The 15,211-nt window shown below is 71.0% G+C and carries 14 protein-coding genes; 6 read left to right on the top strand and 8 right to left on the bottom strand.

Annotated features, from left to right (window positions below):
• Positions 1-805: ROK family transcriptional regulator (locus tag HKK72_RS16410; RefSeq protein ID WP_187235244.1), on the bottom strand; the 805-nt coding region annotated here is incomplete at its 3' end.
• 145 nt (positions 806-950) lie between these two features.
• Here HKK72_RS16410 and HKK72_RS16415 point away from each other — a divergent pair.
• From HKK72_RS16415 to HKK72_RS16435, 5 genes are all read left to right on the top strand, one after another.
• On the top strand, positions 951-2,282 hold the full coding sequence (locus HKK72_RS16415; RefSeq protein ID WP_187235245.1) for an ABC transporter substrate-binding protein: 1,332 nt from the start codon (positions 951-953) through the stop codon (positions 2,280-2,282).
• Positions 2,279-3,289 (top strand): carbohydrate ABC transporter permease, encoded by a 1,011-nt coding sequence (locus tag HKK72_RS16420; protein ID WP_187235246.1) that lies wholly within the window; start codon positions 2,279-2,281, stop codon positions 3,287-3,289. Before HKK72_RS16415 ends, HKK72_RS16420 begins: the two co-directional genes overlap by 4 nt.
• Positions 3,282-4,139, top strand: coding sequence for a carbohydrate ABC transporter permease (locus HKK72_RS16425; RefSeq protein ID WP_187235247.1), 858 nt, complete (start codon positions 3,282-3,284; stop codon positions 4,137-4,139). Before HKK72_RS16420 ends, HKK72_RS16425 begins: the two co-directional genes overlap by 8 nt.
• Positions 4,140-4,199: 60 nt before the next feature.
• Complete coding sequence (locus HKK72_RS16430) at positions 4,200-5,576, top strand: GH1 family beta-glucosidase (protein WP_187235248.1); 1,377 nt, start codon at positions 4,200-4,202, stop codon at positions 5,574-5,576.
• Positions 5,577-5,658: 82 nt separating this feature from the next.
• The gene (locus HKK72_RS16435; protein ID WP_187235249.1) at positions 5,659-6,654 is read left to right on the top strand and encodes a Gfo/Idh/MocA family protein; all 996 of its coding nucleotides are present in this window, start codon (positions 5,659-5,661) and stop codon (positions 6,652-6,654) included.
• Between the two features lie 66 nt (positions 6,655-6,720).
• Here HKK72_RS16435 and HKK72_RS16440 read toward each other — a convergent pair whose 3' ends face one another.
• From HKK72_RS16440 to HKK72_RS16460, 5 genes are all read right to left on the bottom strand, one after another.
• A complete protein-coding gene (locus tag HKK72_RS16440; RefSeq protein WP_222720786.1) occupies positions 6,721-7,179 on the bottom strand; it encodes a hypothetical protein in 459 nt (152 codons plus the stop codon).
• Between the two features lie 138 nt (positions 7,180-7,317).
• Positions 7,318-8,340, bottom strand: coding sequence for a LacI family DNA-binding transcriptional regulator (locus tag HKK72_RS16445; RefSeq protein ID WP_187235250.1), 1,023 nt, complete (start codon positions 8,338-8,340; stop codon positions 7,318-7,320).
• Positions 8,341-8,599: 259 nt separating this feature from the next.
• Positions 8,600-9,829 carry a cytochrome P450 gene (locus HKK72_RS16450; RefSeq protein WP_187235251.1) on the bottom strand — a complete coding sequence of 410 codons (1,230 nt, stop codon included), beginning with the start codon at positions 9,827-9,829 and terminating at the stop codon, positions 8,600-8,602.
• A 25-nt stretch (positions 9,830-9,854) separates the two neighbouring features.
• Positions 9,855-10,886, bottom strand: coding sequence for a phosphotriesterase (locus HKK72_RS16455; RefSeq protein WP_187235252.1), 1,032 nt, complete (start codon positions 10,884-10,886; stop codon positions 9,855-9,857).
• Positions 10,886-11,704, bottom strand: coding sequence for a phytanoyl-CoA dioxygenase family protein (locus HKK72_RS16460; protein WP_187235253.1), 819 nt, complete (start codon positions 11,702-11,704; stop codon positions 10,886-10,888). The genes HKK72_RS16455 and HKK72_RS16460 overlap by 1 nt, the downstream gene beginning before the upstream one ends.
• Positions 11,705-11,809: 105 nt before the next feature.
• Here HKK72_RS16460 and HKK72_RS16465 point away from each other — a divergent pair, with 105 nt between their 5' ends.
• Positions 11,810-12,724, top strand: coding sequence for a TIGR03621 family F420-dependent LLM class oxidoreductase (locus HKK72_RS16465; protein ID WP_187235254.1), 915 nt, complete (start codon positions 11,810-11,812; stop codon positions 12,722-12,724).
• A gap of 5 nt (positions 12,725-12,729) precedes the next feature.
• Here HKK72_RS16465 and HKK72_RS16470 read toward each other — a convergent pair whose 3' ends face one another.
• On the bottom strand, positions 12,730-14,310 hold the full coding sequence (locus tag HKK72_RS16470; protein ID WP_187235255.1) for a hypothetical protein: 1,581 nt from the start codon (positions 14,308-14,310) through the stop codon (positions 12,730-12,732).
• Positions 14,311-14,417: 107 nt separating this feature from the next.
• Complete coding sequence (locus tag HKK72_RS16475) at positions 14,418-15,182, bottom strand: hypothetical protein (RefSeq protein ID WP_187235256.1); 765 nt, start codon at positions 15,180-15,182, stop codon at positions 14,418-14,420.
• Between the last annotated feature and the right edge of the window lie 29 nt (positions 15,183-15,211).

A 15,211-nucleotide genomic window follows, 5' to 3' on the forward strand; every position in this document is an offset into this window, starting at 1 on the left:
CCTCGAGGCAGCCACGCGCGCCGCAGCGGCAGCGCGCGCCGCCGACCTGCGCCGTCGTGTGGCCCCACTCACCGGCACTGCCGGTCGCGCCCCGGTAGGGCGTCCCGTTCGTGACGACGCACGCCCCGACTCCGGAGCCGATGAGCGCCACGATGGCGCTCCGGCAGCCCCGACCGGCGCCGAACCACATCTCGGCCTGGCCGAGCGCGGTCGCACCGTTCTCGACGAACAGTGGAAGGTCGGTGCACTCCCCCAGCATCTGCTCCAGGGGCACCGCGTCCCAGCCGATGGTCTGGCTGTGCACGACGGCCTCGGGAGTGCTCTCCACGACACCGGGCACGCCCACACCGACGCCGAGGATGCCGGGACCGGCTCCCGCGTCGGCGCCCGCCTCGGCGATCACCGTGCGCAGTCCGGTCCGGATGTGCCCGACGACGGCCTGCACGTCGTGCCCGCCGTCGCCGAGCGGAAGATCGGACTTGGCCAGCCGCGTCAGGTCTAGGTCGAACAGTTCGACGATGACGCGGGTCTCCCCCACGTCGACGCCCACCAGCCGCCCGTAGTCGCGGGCGGCCCGCAGGAGCACACGAGGCCGGCCGCCGTCGGATTCGACCGTTCCCGCCTCGACGACGAGGCCTCCCTCGATCAGCTCCGCGACCACATTGCTGACCGACGCGGCGCTCAGACCGGTCCGCCCGCTCAGCTCCTGACGGCTCAGCGGGCCGTCGAAATAGAGGCTGCGCAGCAGCACCGACCGGTTGCCCCGTCGCAGGTCACGGACGGTGCGCTTGCCGCCCTCAGGCATTTACGGCCCCTTCCCGCCGGCCGTCTGGCCGTGCGGTCCCCGATAGAGATGGCAGGTCTTGACGGCCCATCATCCCACTGCTTAGATCACGCCATGAATTAAGGCGTGATTCTACTCGCCTTCAACACGCGGAGGGCAGAGCACCATGCAGACCCACCCCCTCTCCAGACTCCGCCGGACCTGGGCGGTGACGGCGGCCCTCATCGCCGTCGTGACCGCCCCGGCGGCGTGCGGCGGCGGTACGGAAACGGGCGGCGGCGGCAACGACGCGCCCAAGACGCTCACCTACTGGGCCAGCAACCAGGGCGCCACCATCGAGGTCGACAAGCAGGTGCTGACCCCCGAGCTGACCAAGTTCGAACAGCAGACCGGCATCAAGGTCAAGCTCGAGGTCGTCCCCTGGACCGACCTGCTCAACCGGATCCTGGCGGCGACGACCTCGGGCCAGGGACCGGACGTGCTGAACATCGGCAACACCTGGTCGGCGTCGCTCCAGGCCACCGGCGGCCTGCTGCCGTTCGACCAGAAGACCTTCGACCAGGTCGGCGGCAAGAACCGGTTCCTGCCGTCCGCGCTGGCCTCGACCGGAGCCCCGGGCAAGGACCCGGCGGCCGTACCGATCTACTCCATGGCGTACGCGCTCTACTACAACAAGAAGATGTTCGCCGACGCGGGCATCGAGAACCCGCCCGCCACCTGGGAGGAGCTGATCGCCGACGGCAAGAAGCTCACCAAGGGCGGCAAGCACGGCCTGGCGATCGAGGGCGCGAGCATCCCGGAGAACAGCCACCACGCGTTCGTGTTCGGCCAGCAGTACGGCGCGGACTTCTTCGACGCCGCCGGCAAGCCGCAGTTCGACACGCCGCAGGCGGTCACCGCCATGAAGGCGTACGTCGACCTGATGGCCAAGGAGAAGATCGCCGCTCCGGGCAACGCGGAGTACTCCGCCAACCAGTCGGTCAAGGACTTCGCCACCGGCAAGGCCGCGATGCTCATGTGGCAGACGGCCGAAAGCTCGCTGATCGACCTCGGCATGAAGCCCGGCGACTGGGGTGTCGCCCCGGTGCCGCTGCCCGCCCAGACTCCCCCGGACGGCAAGAAGATCACCTCGCTCGTCGCCGGCATCAACCTCGCGGTCTTCAAGTCGACCAAGAACAAGGACGGCGCGCTGAAGTTCGTGAAGTTCATGACCAGCGACGAGGAGCAGAAGATCCTCAACAAGGCGTACAAGTCGCTGCCGTCGGTGGCGTCGGCTCAGCAGGACCCGGCGTTCTCCACCCCTGACCTGCAAGTGTTCAAGCAGGTCCTCGCGGGCTCGGCGGCCCCGCTACCGATGGTGCCGCAGGAGAGCCAGTTCGAGACGCTCATCGGCGGTGCGCTGAAGAACCTGTTCGCCGACGCCGCTTCCGGCAAGCCGATCACCGAGGAGCGGGTGAAGGCCGAGCTGACCGAGGCACAGCAGAAGATGGCCGGATGACCCAGCCCACGGCGGCGGCCGGGACCCGGCCGTCCGACCCCTGCACTTCACGCAAGACCGGCCGGGCGCCCTCGGGCGCCCGGCCAGGCCGGCGAGGTCGGATCGGCGGCAAGGCACTGCCCTATCTGCTGTTGCTTCCCGCACTCATCTGCGAACTGATCGTCCACGTGGTGCCGATGGTCGTCGGCGCCGTGATGAGCTTCCGGGAACTGACGCTCTTCTACATCCGCAACTGGTCCGACGCGCCCTGGGTGAAACTCCACAACTACCGGGTGGCGGTCGACTTCGACGCTCCGGTCGGCCGCGCGCTGTTGCACTCGTTTCTGATCACCGCGGCGTTCACCGTTCTCGCGGTCGGGCTGTCCTGGCTGCTCGGGACCATCGCGGCGGTGCTGATGCAGGACCGGTTCCGCGGACGCGGCACGCTGCGGGCGATCTTCCTGATCCCGTACGCGCTGCCGGTCTACGCGGCGGTCATGACCTGGGCGTTCATGTTCCAGCGGGACGCCGGGCTGGTCAACCATGTGCTGGCCGACCAACTGCATCTCGTCGGTGACAAGCCGTTCTGGCTGATCGGCGGCAACAGCTTCTGGGCGCTGCTCACCGTCGCCGTCTGGCGCAACTGGCCGTTCGCGCTGCTCGTGCTGATGGCGGGCCTGCAGTCGATCCCGCGTGACCTGTACGAGGCGGCCGCGATCGACGGGGCCGGCACCTGGCGGCAGATCCACCGGATCACGCTGCCCTCACTGCGGCCGCTCAACCAGGTCCTGGTGCTCGTGCTGTTCCTGTGGACCTTCAATGACTTCACCACGCCGTTCGTGCTGTTCGGCAAGGCTGCGCCGGCGAACGCCGACCTGATCTCAATCCACATCTATCAGGCGTCGTTCGTCACCTGGAACTTCGGCACGGGCTCCGCGATGTCGGTTCTGCTCCTGCTGTTCCTGCTCCTCGTAACCGCCGTCTACCTGCTTGCCACCTCACGCCGGAGTAGGAGCGCCAATGCGTAACCGCAACCCGATGGCGCCCCCGGCCTGGTTCATCTGGACCCGGCGGATCGTCCTCACGCTGCTGACGATCTTCACGCTCACGCCGGTGTACGTGATGCTCAGCTCGTCACTGAAGCCGTTGCGGGACGTGCAGGGCGACTTCCAATGGATCCCGTCGACGTTCACGGTCCGGCCGTACATCGACATCTGGCACACCGTGCCGCTGGCGCGCTACTTCGTCAACAGCCTGATCGTCGCCGGCAGCGCCACCGTCCTGTCCGTGGTGCTGGCGCTCTTCGCGGCCTACGCGGTCAGCCGGTACCGGTTCCCGGGCCGGCGACTGTTCACGATGACCGTGCTCTCCACGCAGATGTTCCCCGGCATCCTGTTCCTGCTGCCGCTGTTTCTGATCTTCGTCAACGTCGGGAACGTGACCGGCATCGCGCTGTACGGCAGCCGCGGGTCATTGATCCTGACCTACCTGACCTTCTCGCTGCCGTTCTCCATCTGGATGCTGGTCGGCTACCTCGACTCGATCCCGCGCGAGCTGGACGAGGCGGCCAGGGTCGACGGCTGCGGCCCGATCGGGGCGCTGCTGCGGGTCATCGTCCCCGCGGCGGTGCCGGGGATCGTGGCGGTCACCGTGTACGCCTTCATGACCGCGTGGGGCGAGACGCTGTTCGCCTCCGTGATGACCAACGACGCCACCCGCACGCTGCCCATCGGGCTCCAGGGCTACTCGACGCAGCACGAGGTCTTCTGGAACCAGGTCATGGCGGCCTCGCTGGTCGTCAGCGTCCCGGTGGTCGCGGGCTTCCTGCTGCTCCAGCGCTATCTCGTGACGGGCCTTACCGCCGGCGCGGTCAAGTGATCGGCCGCGCGATCCCGTCCATGCGACGCAACCGAACGAACTGTGAGGACACCTGTGCCCATGCATGAACCAGCGGCCCTCGGCCCGGACTTCGTCTGGGGAGCGGCGACCTCGGCGTACCAGATCGAGGGCGCGGTGGCGGAGGACGGCCGATCCCCGTCGATCTGGGACACGTTCAGCCGCGTCCCGGGAGCGGTGGACGGCGGCGACACCGGCGACACCGCCTGCGACCACTACCACCGCTGGCCCGAGGACGTCCGGCTGATGCGCGAGCTCGGCCTGGGCGCCTACCGTTTCTCCATCGCCTGGCCGAGGGTGCTGCCCCAGGGCACCGGCCCCGTCAACGCCGCCGGCCTGGCGTTCTACGACCGGCTGGTCGACGGGCTGCTCGAGGCGGGCATCACGCCGTACCCCACCCTGTACCACTGGGACCTGCCCCAGGTGCTCCAGGACCGCGGGGGCTGGCCCGAGCGCGACACCGCCGAGCGGTTCGCGGAGTACGCGGCGGTCGTGGCTGCCGCACTCGGCGACCGCGTCACCGAGTGGACCACCCTGAACGAGCCGCTCTGCTCGGCATGGATCGGCCACCTCGACGGCGACATGGCGCCCGGCTGGACCGACCTGACCGCCGCGGTGCGCGCCTCTATCCACCTGCACCTCGCCCACGGACTCGGCGTGCAGGCCATCCGCGCCAACGTGCCCGGGGCCAACGTCGGCCTCGTCAACATCCACTCGCCGTGCGACCCCGCCTCAGAGCGGGACGAGGACGTCGCCGCCGCCCGGCGCGCCGACGGCCACCTCAACCGCTGGTGGCTCGACCCGATCCACGGCCGGGGCTACCCGCAGGACATGGTCGAGCTGTACGGGGTGGAGCTGCCGCTTCGCGACGGAGATCTGCGGACCATCGCCGAGCCGCTGGACTGGCTCGGCGTGAACTACTACTTCCGCCAGGTCCTCACGGCCGACCCGACCGGCCCGGCGCCGTACGCCCGCCAGATCGATCCGCCCGGTGCCTTCCACACCGCGATGGGCTGGGAGGTGAGCCCGGACGGCCTGGAACGGATGCTGGTCCGCGTCGCCGAGGACTACGCGCCGCAGCGCATGCTCGTCACCGAGAACGGCGCGGCCTATGCCGACACCGTCACCGCCGACGGCGCCGTCCACGACGCCGAGCGCACCGCCTACCTGGAGACCCACCTCGACGCGTGCGCCCGCGCGGCGCGCCGGGGCGTCCCGGTCGACGGGTACTTCGCCTGGTCGCTGCTCGACAACTTCGAGTGGGCCTACGGCTACGACAAGCGCTTCGGCCTTGTGCACGTCGACTACGCCACGCAGGCCCGCACGGTGAAGGACAGCGGGCACCGCTACGCGGAGATCATCCAGACGCACCGCGAGGCGATCGCCGGTCGCGGAGCCGTTCCCTCCGTCCCTTCATGACCGATGACACCTCAGGCTGTGACACCCACGCTGTGACACCCAGCGTGACAACCATCTGGCGAAACGCCATACGATTCCGCCCATGACCGACACGCCAATCCGCTGGGGCATCCTCGGCACGGGCGGGATCGCCCGGGTCTTCACCGAGGACCTGCTCCGGCTGCCCGATCACGAGGTCGTCGCGGTCGGCTCCCGGGCCGCGCACACGGCCGAAGCGTTCGCCACCCGGCACGGAATACCGCGCGCGCACGGGTCGCATGCGGATCTCGCCGCCGACGACCAGGTCGACGTGGTCTATGTCGCGACGCCGCACAACGGCCACTATCCGGCCGCCCTGACCTGCCTGGAGGGCGGCCGGGCCGTACTGGTGGAGAAGCCGTTCACCACCGGCGCGGCGGACGCCGAGCGGCTCATCGCGGTGGCCCGCGAGCGCGGGCTGTTCGCCATGGAGGCGATGTGGACCCGGTTCAACCCCCTCATCACCCGGTTGCGGACGCTGGTCTCCGAGGGCGCCATCGGTGAGATCACCTCCATCTACGCCGACTTCTCCTTCGCCTCGGCCTTCGACCCGGCGCACCGGCTGTGGGCGCCCGAACTGGCCGGCGGCGCGCTGCTCGACCTCGGGATCTATCCGGTGTCGTTCGCGTGGATGCTGCTCGGCCCGCCCGGCACGGTGCAGGCGACCGCCGCCTCGGCGCCGACCGGCGTCGACTCCAACACCGGCGTCCTGCTCGGATACGACTCCGGGGCGGTCGCCCTCCTGCACTGCGGGCTCATGTCCGACTCTCCGCACACGGCCACGGTGACCGGCACCAAGGGCCGGATCGAGGTGGCCGCGCCGTTCTTCCGGCCCACGGCCATGACGCTGCACCGCAGGGACGCCGAGCCCGAGACCTTCACCGCCGAGCTCGACGGCCACGGCTACACCTACCAGGCGGCCGAGGTGGCCCGCTGCCTGCGCGCCGGGGAGCTGGAGTCGCCGGTGATGCCGCTCGCCGAGACCCTCGCCATCATCGGCACGCTCGACACCATCGCCGCCCGCCTGGACCAGGCCACGGCAGGGCGCACAAGTGCATGATCACGGCGAGGAGGGGATCCCGCCCCTCCTATCGCCGTGATCATGCAGTTGTGCGCCGGTGGTGGCTCAGGATTTGACGGCGCCCGCCGTCAGGCCTTGGACGAGGAAGCGCTGCAGGGCCAGGAAGCCCACCACCACGGGGGCGCCGACGACCAGCGAGGCCGCCATAATCTGGTTCCAGTAGACGTTGGACTGGCTGGCGTAGGTGCGCAGGCCCACGGCCAGCGTGCGGGTGCTCGCGTCGGTCAGCACCGAGGCGAAGAGCACCTCGCCCCAGGCCGTCATGAAGACGTAGACGGCCACGCCGGGGAACATCTGGGTGGACAGCACGGTGGTCATGAAGGTTCCGCGCCCGGCGAACCGGTAACGGCTCACCGCGTGGCCCGCGAGGACGGCCAGCGCCACCGAGCGGACCGTCGCCGCGAGCGCCCCGCCCCCACCGGACCCGTCGTCGCCGCCGCAACCGGCCAGGGCGGCGGCGAGCACGGCACCCATGACGAACGCGGCGATCCTGTGTGGTCTCACCTGCGGCTCCCATCAACCGTCGAGCGGGGAACTCATCCGGCGCGGGCACGGCCGGCTCGGTCACCCGGTGCAGGCGTGACAGCACTGAACCGATTAAGCGCCAATGCCCCGTAATCGCTCTGAGACACGGGGGCACCGTCACGCCCGGCCGGGGCGGATCGGCATTGTGCTCGCGCGCGGCACCAGCACGGGCGTCGCGTTGCAGGCCCCGGTCACCTCGCCGCCCGCCACCAGGTCGAGCAGCCGGCGGGCGACGTGGGCGCCGTAGGCGGGGATGTCCAGGCTCACTGCGGTCAGCTGCGGATGCACCAGACGACACAGAACCGAGTCGTCCCAGGCCACGATCGACAGCCGGTCGGGCACCCGGACGCCCATCTCGGCCGCGACCGACAGTCCGGCGACGGCCATGATGTCGTTGTCGTAGACGATCGCGGTCGGCGGTTCGACGGAGGCGAGCAGCGACCGGGTCGCCTGCGCGCCCTCCTCACCGGTGTAGTCGGTGCCGACCACGACCGGTGTCACGCCCAGCTCTCCGGCCACCGCCTCGAACGCCGTCGTGCGCACGAGCGTGTGCCGCAGCTCGGCAAGGCCGGCGACACGGGCTACCCGGCGGTGCCCCAGCGCGGCCAGGTACTCCACGACCGAGCGCACCGCCGCCGCGTCGTCGTTCCACACGCCCGGCAACCCGGCCAGCCCGTCCGGGCCGCCGATGACGACGGCGGGCATGCCGAGGCCGCGCAGCAACTCGGCCCGCGCGTCGTCGACGTGCAGGTCGACCAGGAACACCCCGTCCACCCGGCGCCCGGCCCACCAGCGGCGATAGGTGGCGAGCTGCGCCGAGCGGTCCTCGGTCACCTGCAGCAGCAGCGCCACCTCACGGGAGGCCAGCTCGCCCTCGATGCCGGAGATGAGCTGCATGAAGAAGGGCTCGATCCCGAGCGTGCGCGCCGGCCGGTCCACCACCAGGCCGAGCGCGCCGGCCCGGCCGTCGGCCAGCGCACGGGCGGCACTGCTCGGCTGCCATCCGAGCTCGGCGGCGATCGCGAGGATCCGGCCGCGGGTGGCCTCCGACACGCCGGGCCGGCCGTTGAGCGCGAACGACACGGCGCTCTTGGTCACTCCGGCCCGAAGGGCGATGTCCGCGATGGTCGGACGCTTCACCCCTACCTCCTGACCTCGCTCAACCGGTTTTGCAACGATCCGCAAGGTTACCCTCGGTGAATCCCGAACCGGCGACGCACCTCCCGGCGCCAGCGCTCAGCCGGCTCCCGGCTGATCTGGACCGTACAACCGCCCGCCCGCGCCACCAACTCCGGTCCCCCGCGGAGACGGGCGGAGCGACTCGGGCCGGGCACCGCGGCCCGTGTTCACGCTCAGCGGCGGCGGTCGCCGGGCGTGAAGACGGCCCGCCCGGCGACCCTCACCACTCGACCAGCAGCCGGGGCAGGCCGCGGCCGACGAGGCTCTTGCGATAGGCGACGCGCTGCCCCTCGGCGAGCCGCAGCGAGGGCAGCCGCTCGGCCGTGCGCCGCAGGGCGATCTCCAGTTCCAGCCGGCCGAGCGCGGCGCCCACGCAGTGGTGGATGCCGTAACCGAACACCATGTGCTCGCGGGCGTTGGGGCGCCGAACGTCGAACCGCTCGGGCTCGGGGAACACGGTCTCGTCGTGGGACGCCGAGTCCGCGTGCAGCAGCACCTCGGACCCGGCCGGCACCGTCACCCCGTGCAGGGTCACGTCCTCGGTCGCCCTCCGGAACGAGCCGAGACTGGCGCCGTCGATGCGCAGCGTCTCCTCGATCATGTTCGGGATCAGCGACAGGTCCGAGACGATCTCCTCCCACGCGCCCGGCGACCGCTGCAGGCGGTAGACGGCGTTGGCGAAGCCGTTCGGCACGGTGTCGTTTCCGCCGAGCAGGATCGCGCTGATCGTCTCGACGACCTCACGGTGCGACAAGCCGTCCGGGCCGGTGTCGATCAGCTCGGCCATGAGGCTCGTGAAGTCGTCGCGCGGCTCGGCCCGGCGCTCGGTGACCAGCCGGTCCACATAGTCGAGGTACTTCAGGAAGTCCTGCGCCAGCTCACGTTGGCGCTCGGGCGGCTGGGGCGAGAGGAAGAGCTGGAACCAGGAGTACACCCACTGCTTGACCTGCTGCTCGTCCTCGGCCGGCACCCCGATGAAGGCGGCGGTGAGACGGGCCGATGGCAGGTGGGCGATCTCGGAGACGAGGTCGGCCCGGCCCTTGCCGGCCACGTCGTCGAGCACCCGGTCGACCTCGGCGCGGAAGTCGTCGCCGAGCCTGCTCACCGCCCGCGGGGTGAAGGCACGGGAGATCGCCCGCCGCATCCGGGTGTGCTTGGGCGGGTCGACGTTGGCGGCGAAGTCGTCGAGAAAGGACTGGTGCCGGCCGAGCGACCGCTTGACGTCGTCGGTGAGCATCCGGTTGACGGTCAGCGAGCCGGCGCTGGAGAACCGCCGGTGGTCCCGGTAGCCGTCGCGCACATCGTCGTACCGGGTGAGCACCCACATCCGCAGATGCTCGCTCCAGAACACCGGCCGGTCGTGACGGAGCCGGCGCAGGAACGGATAGGGGTCGGCGACGTGCCAGTCCGAGGTGATGTCGAAGTCCGTGGCGGTCTCGGGAACACTCACGCTGACCTCCCTGGTAAGGGTCCCGCTAGTAAGGGGCTCGGCGCGCGAGGACACGGCGCGGGTTGTCGACCAGCATCAGCCGGATCTGCTCCTCGGTGACTCCGGCCCTCCGGAGCGCGGGGAGCACGTCCCGTGAGATGTGGAGCAGGTGATAGTTGGGGTGCCGGACCGCGACGACGTCGTGGTCGAACCGGTCGTTGAAGCAGTACGAGTCGTGCGAGAGGACCATCCGGCCGGCGTGGCCGCGCGCGCACATCGCGGCGACGGTGGCGACCCGGTCCTCGAACGGCGTGATCGAGTCGATGCCGAAGCGGTCCATGCCGAGGTAGGAGCCCTGGTCGATGAGCGACTCCAGATAGCCGAGGTCGGTGGAGTCACCCGCGTGCCCGATGACGACGCGGGACAGGTCCACGCCCATCTCGGCGAAGATCCGCTGCTGGTCGAGCCCGCGCTCGCTGCCGGAGTGCGTGTGCGTCGAGATGGGGACGCCGGTCTCGCGGTGGGCCTGCGCGACGGCGCGGAGCACCCGTTCCACGCCGGGCGTGACGCCCTGCCGGTCGGTGGCGCACTTGAGGACCGCGGCCTTGACACCGGTGTTCCCGATGCCCTCGGTGATGTCACGCACGAAGAACTCCGCGAGCCGGTCCGGGCCGCCGAACAGCGAGCCTGGGCCGCGGTTGCCGAAGTACGGCGGCAGCGCGTCGTAGGTGTACAGGCCGGTGGCGACGACGATGTTGACCGCGGTGCGGGCCGCGACCTCCTGCACGGCGGGAACGTAACGGCCGAGCCCGATCACGGTGAGGTCGACGATGGTGTCGACACCGGCGGCCTTGAGGTCGTCGAGCTTGGCCGCCGCCTCGCGGGCGCGGCGTTCCAGGTCCCACCCCTCGGGGATGTCCGGCCAGTTCCAGAGGATCTCGGGGCTGAGCCCGAAGACGTGCTCGTGCATGAGCGTCGCCCCGAGATCGGCCACCGGCCCCCGTGCCGTCTCGACGCGTGCCGTCTCGACGCCTGCCGTCTCTGCTCCCGCCGTCTCCGCTCCTGCCGTCTCGGCCATCACGCCGCCGGGACCAGGGGGAACCTGGGGTGCTCGAACGGCCGGTTGACCTCGAGGCCGAGATCGTCGGTCTGGCCGTACGGCGCGCCGGTGTAGAGCGCCGCGGCATCGAAGTAGGTCGCGGTGAACGAGAGCCTCGGCTCGTCGCGGCGGTTCGCGGGCGCGCCGTGCACGACGAGCGAGCTGTGCACGGTGGCGTCGCCCGCCGCCAGGTCGAGCGGCGGAGACAGCTCCAGCGCGGTCAGCCACGGGTGCTGGCTGGGCGCGTCGTCGCCGTCGCGGACGAAGCTGCGGCCGAGCGTGCCGTGCAGGTGGGATCGGTTGTAGAAGCGCAGCGAGCCCATGTCCGCCGGTACGTCCGCGAGGGCGAGCCAGACGGTGAGCATGGCCGACCGGTCCATCGGCATCCAGGGGAAGTCCTGGTGGAAGACGGTCGCGCCGTGCCCGTCCCCGTGCTCGTCGCTGCCGGCGGGCTCCTTCACGAGCAGGTTGGTCACCTGCAGCCGGACCGCCTCGACCCCGGTCATGAGCCGTACGGCGTTGCGCGCGATGCGCGGCGACAGGGCGAGTGCGCGGAACGCCTCGTCGTGCTCGGCGATGTCGCGGTCCTGGCCGAAGGCCCGGTCGACGTAACTCGTGCGGGGCCGCTCCTCCCGGCCGCGCAGCCGGGTGAGCGCCCGATCCCTCAGGTCCGTCACGAACTCGGGGACGACCAGCGCCGGCAGCCGCGCCCAGCCGTTCGCCCGAAAGAAGACGATCTCGTCGTCGGTCACGTCACGCACCGGCACCGCGGGTCCCGGTGATTCGAGCACGGGCATCCGCCACCGCCTCCCGGCCTCTCTTTCCCGCGACGATAACGTCACTTATATTGTCGAGCAAGCGCTTGGTATGCACGTTTGACGACACGCCTTCCGGGAGGGCTGATGAGCCGGCCGTTCCGCTTCGCCGCAGTGGCACGCATGGCCGAGTCGGGCAGGGCGTGGGCCGACAAGGCGCGGCGGCTCGAAGACTCCGGCTTCGACGCCCTCCTGGTCCCCGATCACCTGGTCGGCCCGCGTTTCGCGCCGGTCGCGGCGCTGGCGGCGGCCGCCGCCGCGACCTCGCGGCTGCGCGTGGGCACCCTCGTGTTCGCCAACGACTTCCGGCACCCGGCCGTCCTCGCCAAGGAGGCGGCCACCCTCGACGTGCTGTCGGAGGGACGCCTGGAGTTCGGCATCGGGACCGGCTGGATGGCGCGCGACTACGATCGGGCCGGCATGACACTCGACCCGCCCGGCGTACGCGTCGCGCGACTGGCCGAGGCGATCCAGGTGATGAAGGGCCTCTGGCGCGGCGGGCCGTTCTCGTACGCCGGGGAGCACTACACGATCGACGGCCTCGAACAGCAGCCGGTTCCCGCGCAACGACCGCACCCGCGGCTCATGCTGGGCGGCGGCGGGCCGAGGATGCTGCGGCTGGCCGCCCGTGAGGCCGACATCGTCAACCTGACCATGCGCGTACGACCCGACGGTTCCGGGCCCGACACCTCCGACAGCGGCCCGGACGCCTTCCGGCGGAAGGTCGAGATCATCCGCGAGGCTGCGGGCGACCGGTTCGGCGAGATCGAACTCGGCGCGTCCGTGTTGCGGGTCGGTGCGGGAGAGGACGTCTCGGCGTGGAGTGCCGCCGATCCGTCAGCGCAGGCCGACACTCCGCAGGTCCTCGCCGGCGATCTGCCGGAGATGTGCGAGACCCTGCGCCGCCGGCGAGACGAGCACGGCATCTCCTACTACGTCCTGCACAACGAATCCGACCTCGACGCCTTCACCCCGATCGTCCGGCGCCTCGCCGGCGCCTGACGGGGTCAGGGGCCTACGCGGTAGGCCCTGACCATGCCGTCACGGGTGGCGTACACCTCTCGCCACCCCGTTCTCGGCCGAGGAGGGTCGCCCCAGGTCAGGCGGGCGTACTTGCGGCAGGAGCCGCAGACCCGGCCCTGGTCGACGTCGTAGAACAGGACGAGGTCTCCGGGCCGGGGACCGAACCCTCCAGGGGCGGCGCGGAGGACCTCCGCGCGCCATGCGAGACCGCCGAACGGCCCCTCCCGGTAGACGGTGAGGGTCTTGGCCGTGTGGGTGTCCGCCCACACCGCCGGTACGCCGTCCCCGTGCCGCGCCATCCAGGACCGGAACGCCTCCAGCTGGGTGCCGCCGCCCACGCGCGTGCCCGGTTCCGCCCACCAGCCACGGATCGCGGTGCCCGCCGCGGACGCCGCGACGGCCAGTACGACCGCCGCGGGCAGGGCCGCCGCCGCCCGGCGCGCGCCGGGCCGATCCCGGGCCCGTCGCCGGACGGCCAGGGCGGCCAGCCAGATCAGCCCGAGACCACCGAGCACGAACGCCGGGAAGATCGGGAACCAGTACCGGATGAGCTGCAGCCGTAGCTTGGGGGCGGACGGGTCCACGATCCCGCCCAGCAGGGTCAGCGGCACCCACAGCAGCGCGAGCCATGCCACGGGGACGGCGAACCTGCGTGGTCGCAGCAACCCGCCGAGCAGCGTCAGCCCGAGGAGCAGGACCAGCCAGACGCCCTCCGGATAGTCGTTGAGGGTCGTGGGCAGCCGGAGCAGGTAGACGTGACGCGGTTTGTCCTGGAAGGTGCCGGCGATCTCGGGCGTCGTGGGACCCGACCCGTGCCCGGTGACCGAGCGCAGCCGGGTCAGCGGATCCCCGTACATCGCCCAGCACAGCAGCGTCTCGGCGATGACGAGCGCGACGACCGGCGCGGCCGCCCACAGCAGCCCCGGCCACCGCACCCTGCGGAAGACCAGCACCGCCACCAGCGGCCAGAGGAACACGACGAACTCGCGTACGAGGTAGGACCAGCCGAGCAGGAGACCGAGGAGCAGCAGAACCCCCGGCCCCGCCGACAGCAGCCGCCGGCGGATCGCCACGGCCATGGCAAGCGCGATGGTGAACAGTCCCGCGGCGAGCACGTCCGGCAGCAGATCGGTGGAGTCGTAGGCGACGGGCGTCGAGGCGAGCACCACGACGGCGGCCGCGGCGCCGACCGGTCGCGCGAACAACAGACCGCCCACCGCGTAGGTGCCGAGCAGCAGCGCGAGCGCGGCCAGCAGCGGGACGACGTGGTAGGCGGCCTGGGAGTAGCCGAAGACGGTGATCGCCAGCCGCGTCGGCACGATCAGGCCGAATCGCGTGACCTGGTGTACGGCGGCGGCGTCGGGGACCGGCCGCGGGAAACGCTCCGCGGCGGTCAGGTAGTTCAGCTGGTCGGAGGGGTAGGGCAGCCGCAGATGCGCCAGCATGACCACAAGGCACCCGAGCGCCAGCGCCGCCCCGATCCACCGGTCCTTGGGCGGCACCGTCCGCCGTCGTGAGGGCACGGTCGGCGGCTCGGACGGCGCTTTCGGAGGGTAGATGACCATGACCATAACGTGCCAGCGCAGAAGGGCCGGGTGACGACGAGTTGAGGAATCGGTGAACACACCGGGGCTCACTGCGCCTGCGGCCCGACCCGGCGGGCCGCCGAACGCTACCGGGGGGCGAGCTTGGAGCCGGGGAACGGCGCGAGCAGCGTCTCGCGCCAGGGGCCCTCGAGGAAGTCACGGGCCCGCTCCCGCCAGGAGACGAGCCGATGGTCCGGGACGGTCTCGTCGTCGAGCCCGAGCGCGGCGTCGCGGGCCCGCTGGACCTCGAGGTGGGAGTCCAGATCGGTCCCCCAGAGCGTGACGGCCTCATTGTCGGTGAACAGCACCTCGTACGCCCCGACCAGGCGATGCCCGTGCTCGGCGAGCACCGGCGCCCGCTCCTCCCGTACGGCGGCCAGGTAGTCGAGGGCGGCGCCGGGGCGCACCCGGGCGCTCTCGAAGACGTAGAACGGCGCGCCGTAGGGCTCGGCGACGAGGTGGGCGAGCGCGGGGACGCCGGAGACGGCGCCGAGAGGGCGGGAGAAGGCGGTGAAGCGCAGGTCGTCGATGTCGGAGAGGAAGAGGTTCTCCTTGACGTTGTCGTAGATCTCCATCATCTGCCGCCAGCCGCCGTCCCAGCCACCGTGACAGTCCCAGAGCGTCACGACCTTGAACTGCGGATGCCCGGTGATGCCGACGGCGTAGAACGCGCCGACGAGGTCGATGTCGCGGGACCGGATCGACGTGCCCGCGGTCAGTTCGTGATCGCCCTCGGCGAGCTCGTCGTCCTGCTTCTTGTACGCGGTGAGCCACCGCAGGTACTCCAGCGGCCTGCGTGAGTTCATCGGGTGGAACTCGACCTCTTCGAGCAGGTGGATGCCGCGGCGCATCTGGCCTCCGTAACCGGGTGGCACTACCA

Source organism: Actinomadura sp. HBU206391, assembly GCF_014323665.1.
Classification (GTDB): domain Bacteria; phylum Actinomycetota; class Actinomycetes; order Streptosporangiales; family Streptosporangiaceae; genus Actinomadura_C.

Excerpts from the sequence above, each read along its gene's own strand:
- HKK72_RS16470 (WP_187235255.1), bottom strand. The coding sequence starts at position 14,310 with ATGGTCATCTACCCTCCGAAAGCGCCGTCCGAGCCGCCGACCGTGCCC.
- HKK72_RS16465 (WP_187235254.1), top strand. The coding sequence starts at position 11,810 with ATGAGCCGGCCGTTCCGCTTCGCCGCAGTGGCACGCATGGCCGAGTCG.
- HKK72_RS16460 (WP_187235253.1), bottom strand. The coding sequence starts at position 11,704 with ATGCCCGTGCTCGAATCACCGGGACCCGCGGTGCCGGTGCGTGACGTG.
- HKK72_RS16425 (WP_187235247.1), top strand. The coding sequence starts at position 3,282 with ATGCGTAACCGCAACCCGATGGCGCCCCCGGCCTGGTTCATCTGGACC.
- HKK72_RS16475 (WP_187235256.1), bottom strand. The coding sequence starts at position 15,182 with ATGCGCCGCGGCATCCACCTGCTCGAAGAGGTCGAGTTCCACCCGATG.
- HKK72_RS16430 (WP_187235248.1), top strand. The coding sequence starts at position 4,200 with ATGCATGAACCAGCGGCCCTCGGCCCGGACTTCGTCTGGGGAGCGGCG.
- HKK72_RS16415 (WP_187235245.1), top strand. The coding sequence starts at position 951 with ATGCAGACCCACCCCCTCTCCAGACTCCGCCGGACCTGGGCGGTGACG.
- HKK72_RS16455 (WP_187235252.1), bottom strand. The coding sequence starts at position 10,886 with ATGGCCGAGACGGCAGGAGCGGAGACGGCGGGAGCAGAGACGGCAGGC.
- HKK72_RS16435 (WP_187235249.1), top strand. The coding sequence starts at position 5,659 with ATGACCGACACGCCAATCCGCTGGGGCATCCTCGGCACGGGCGGGATC.
- HKK72_RS16420 (WP_187235246.1), top strand. The coding sequence starts at position 2,279 with ATGACCCAGCCCACGGCGGCGGCCGGGACCCGGCCGTCCGACCCCTGC.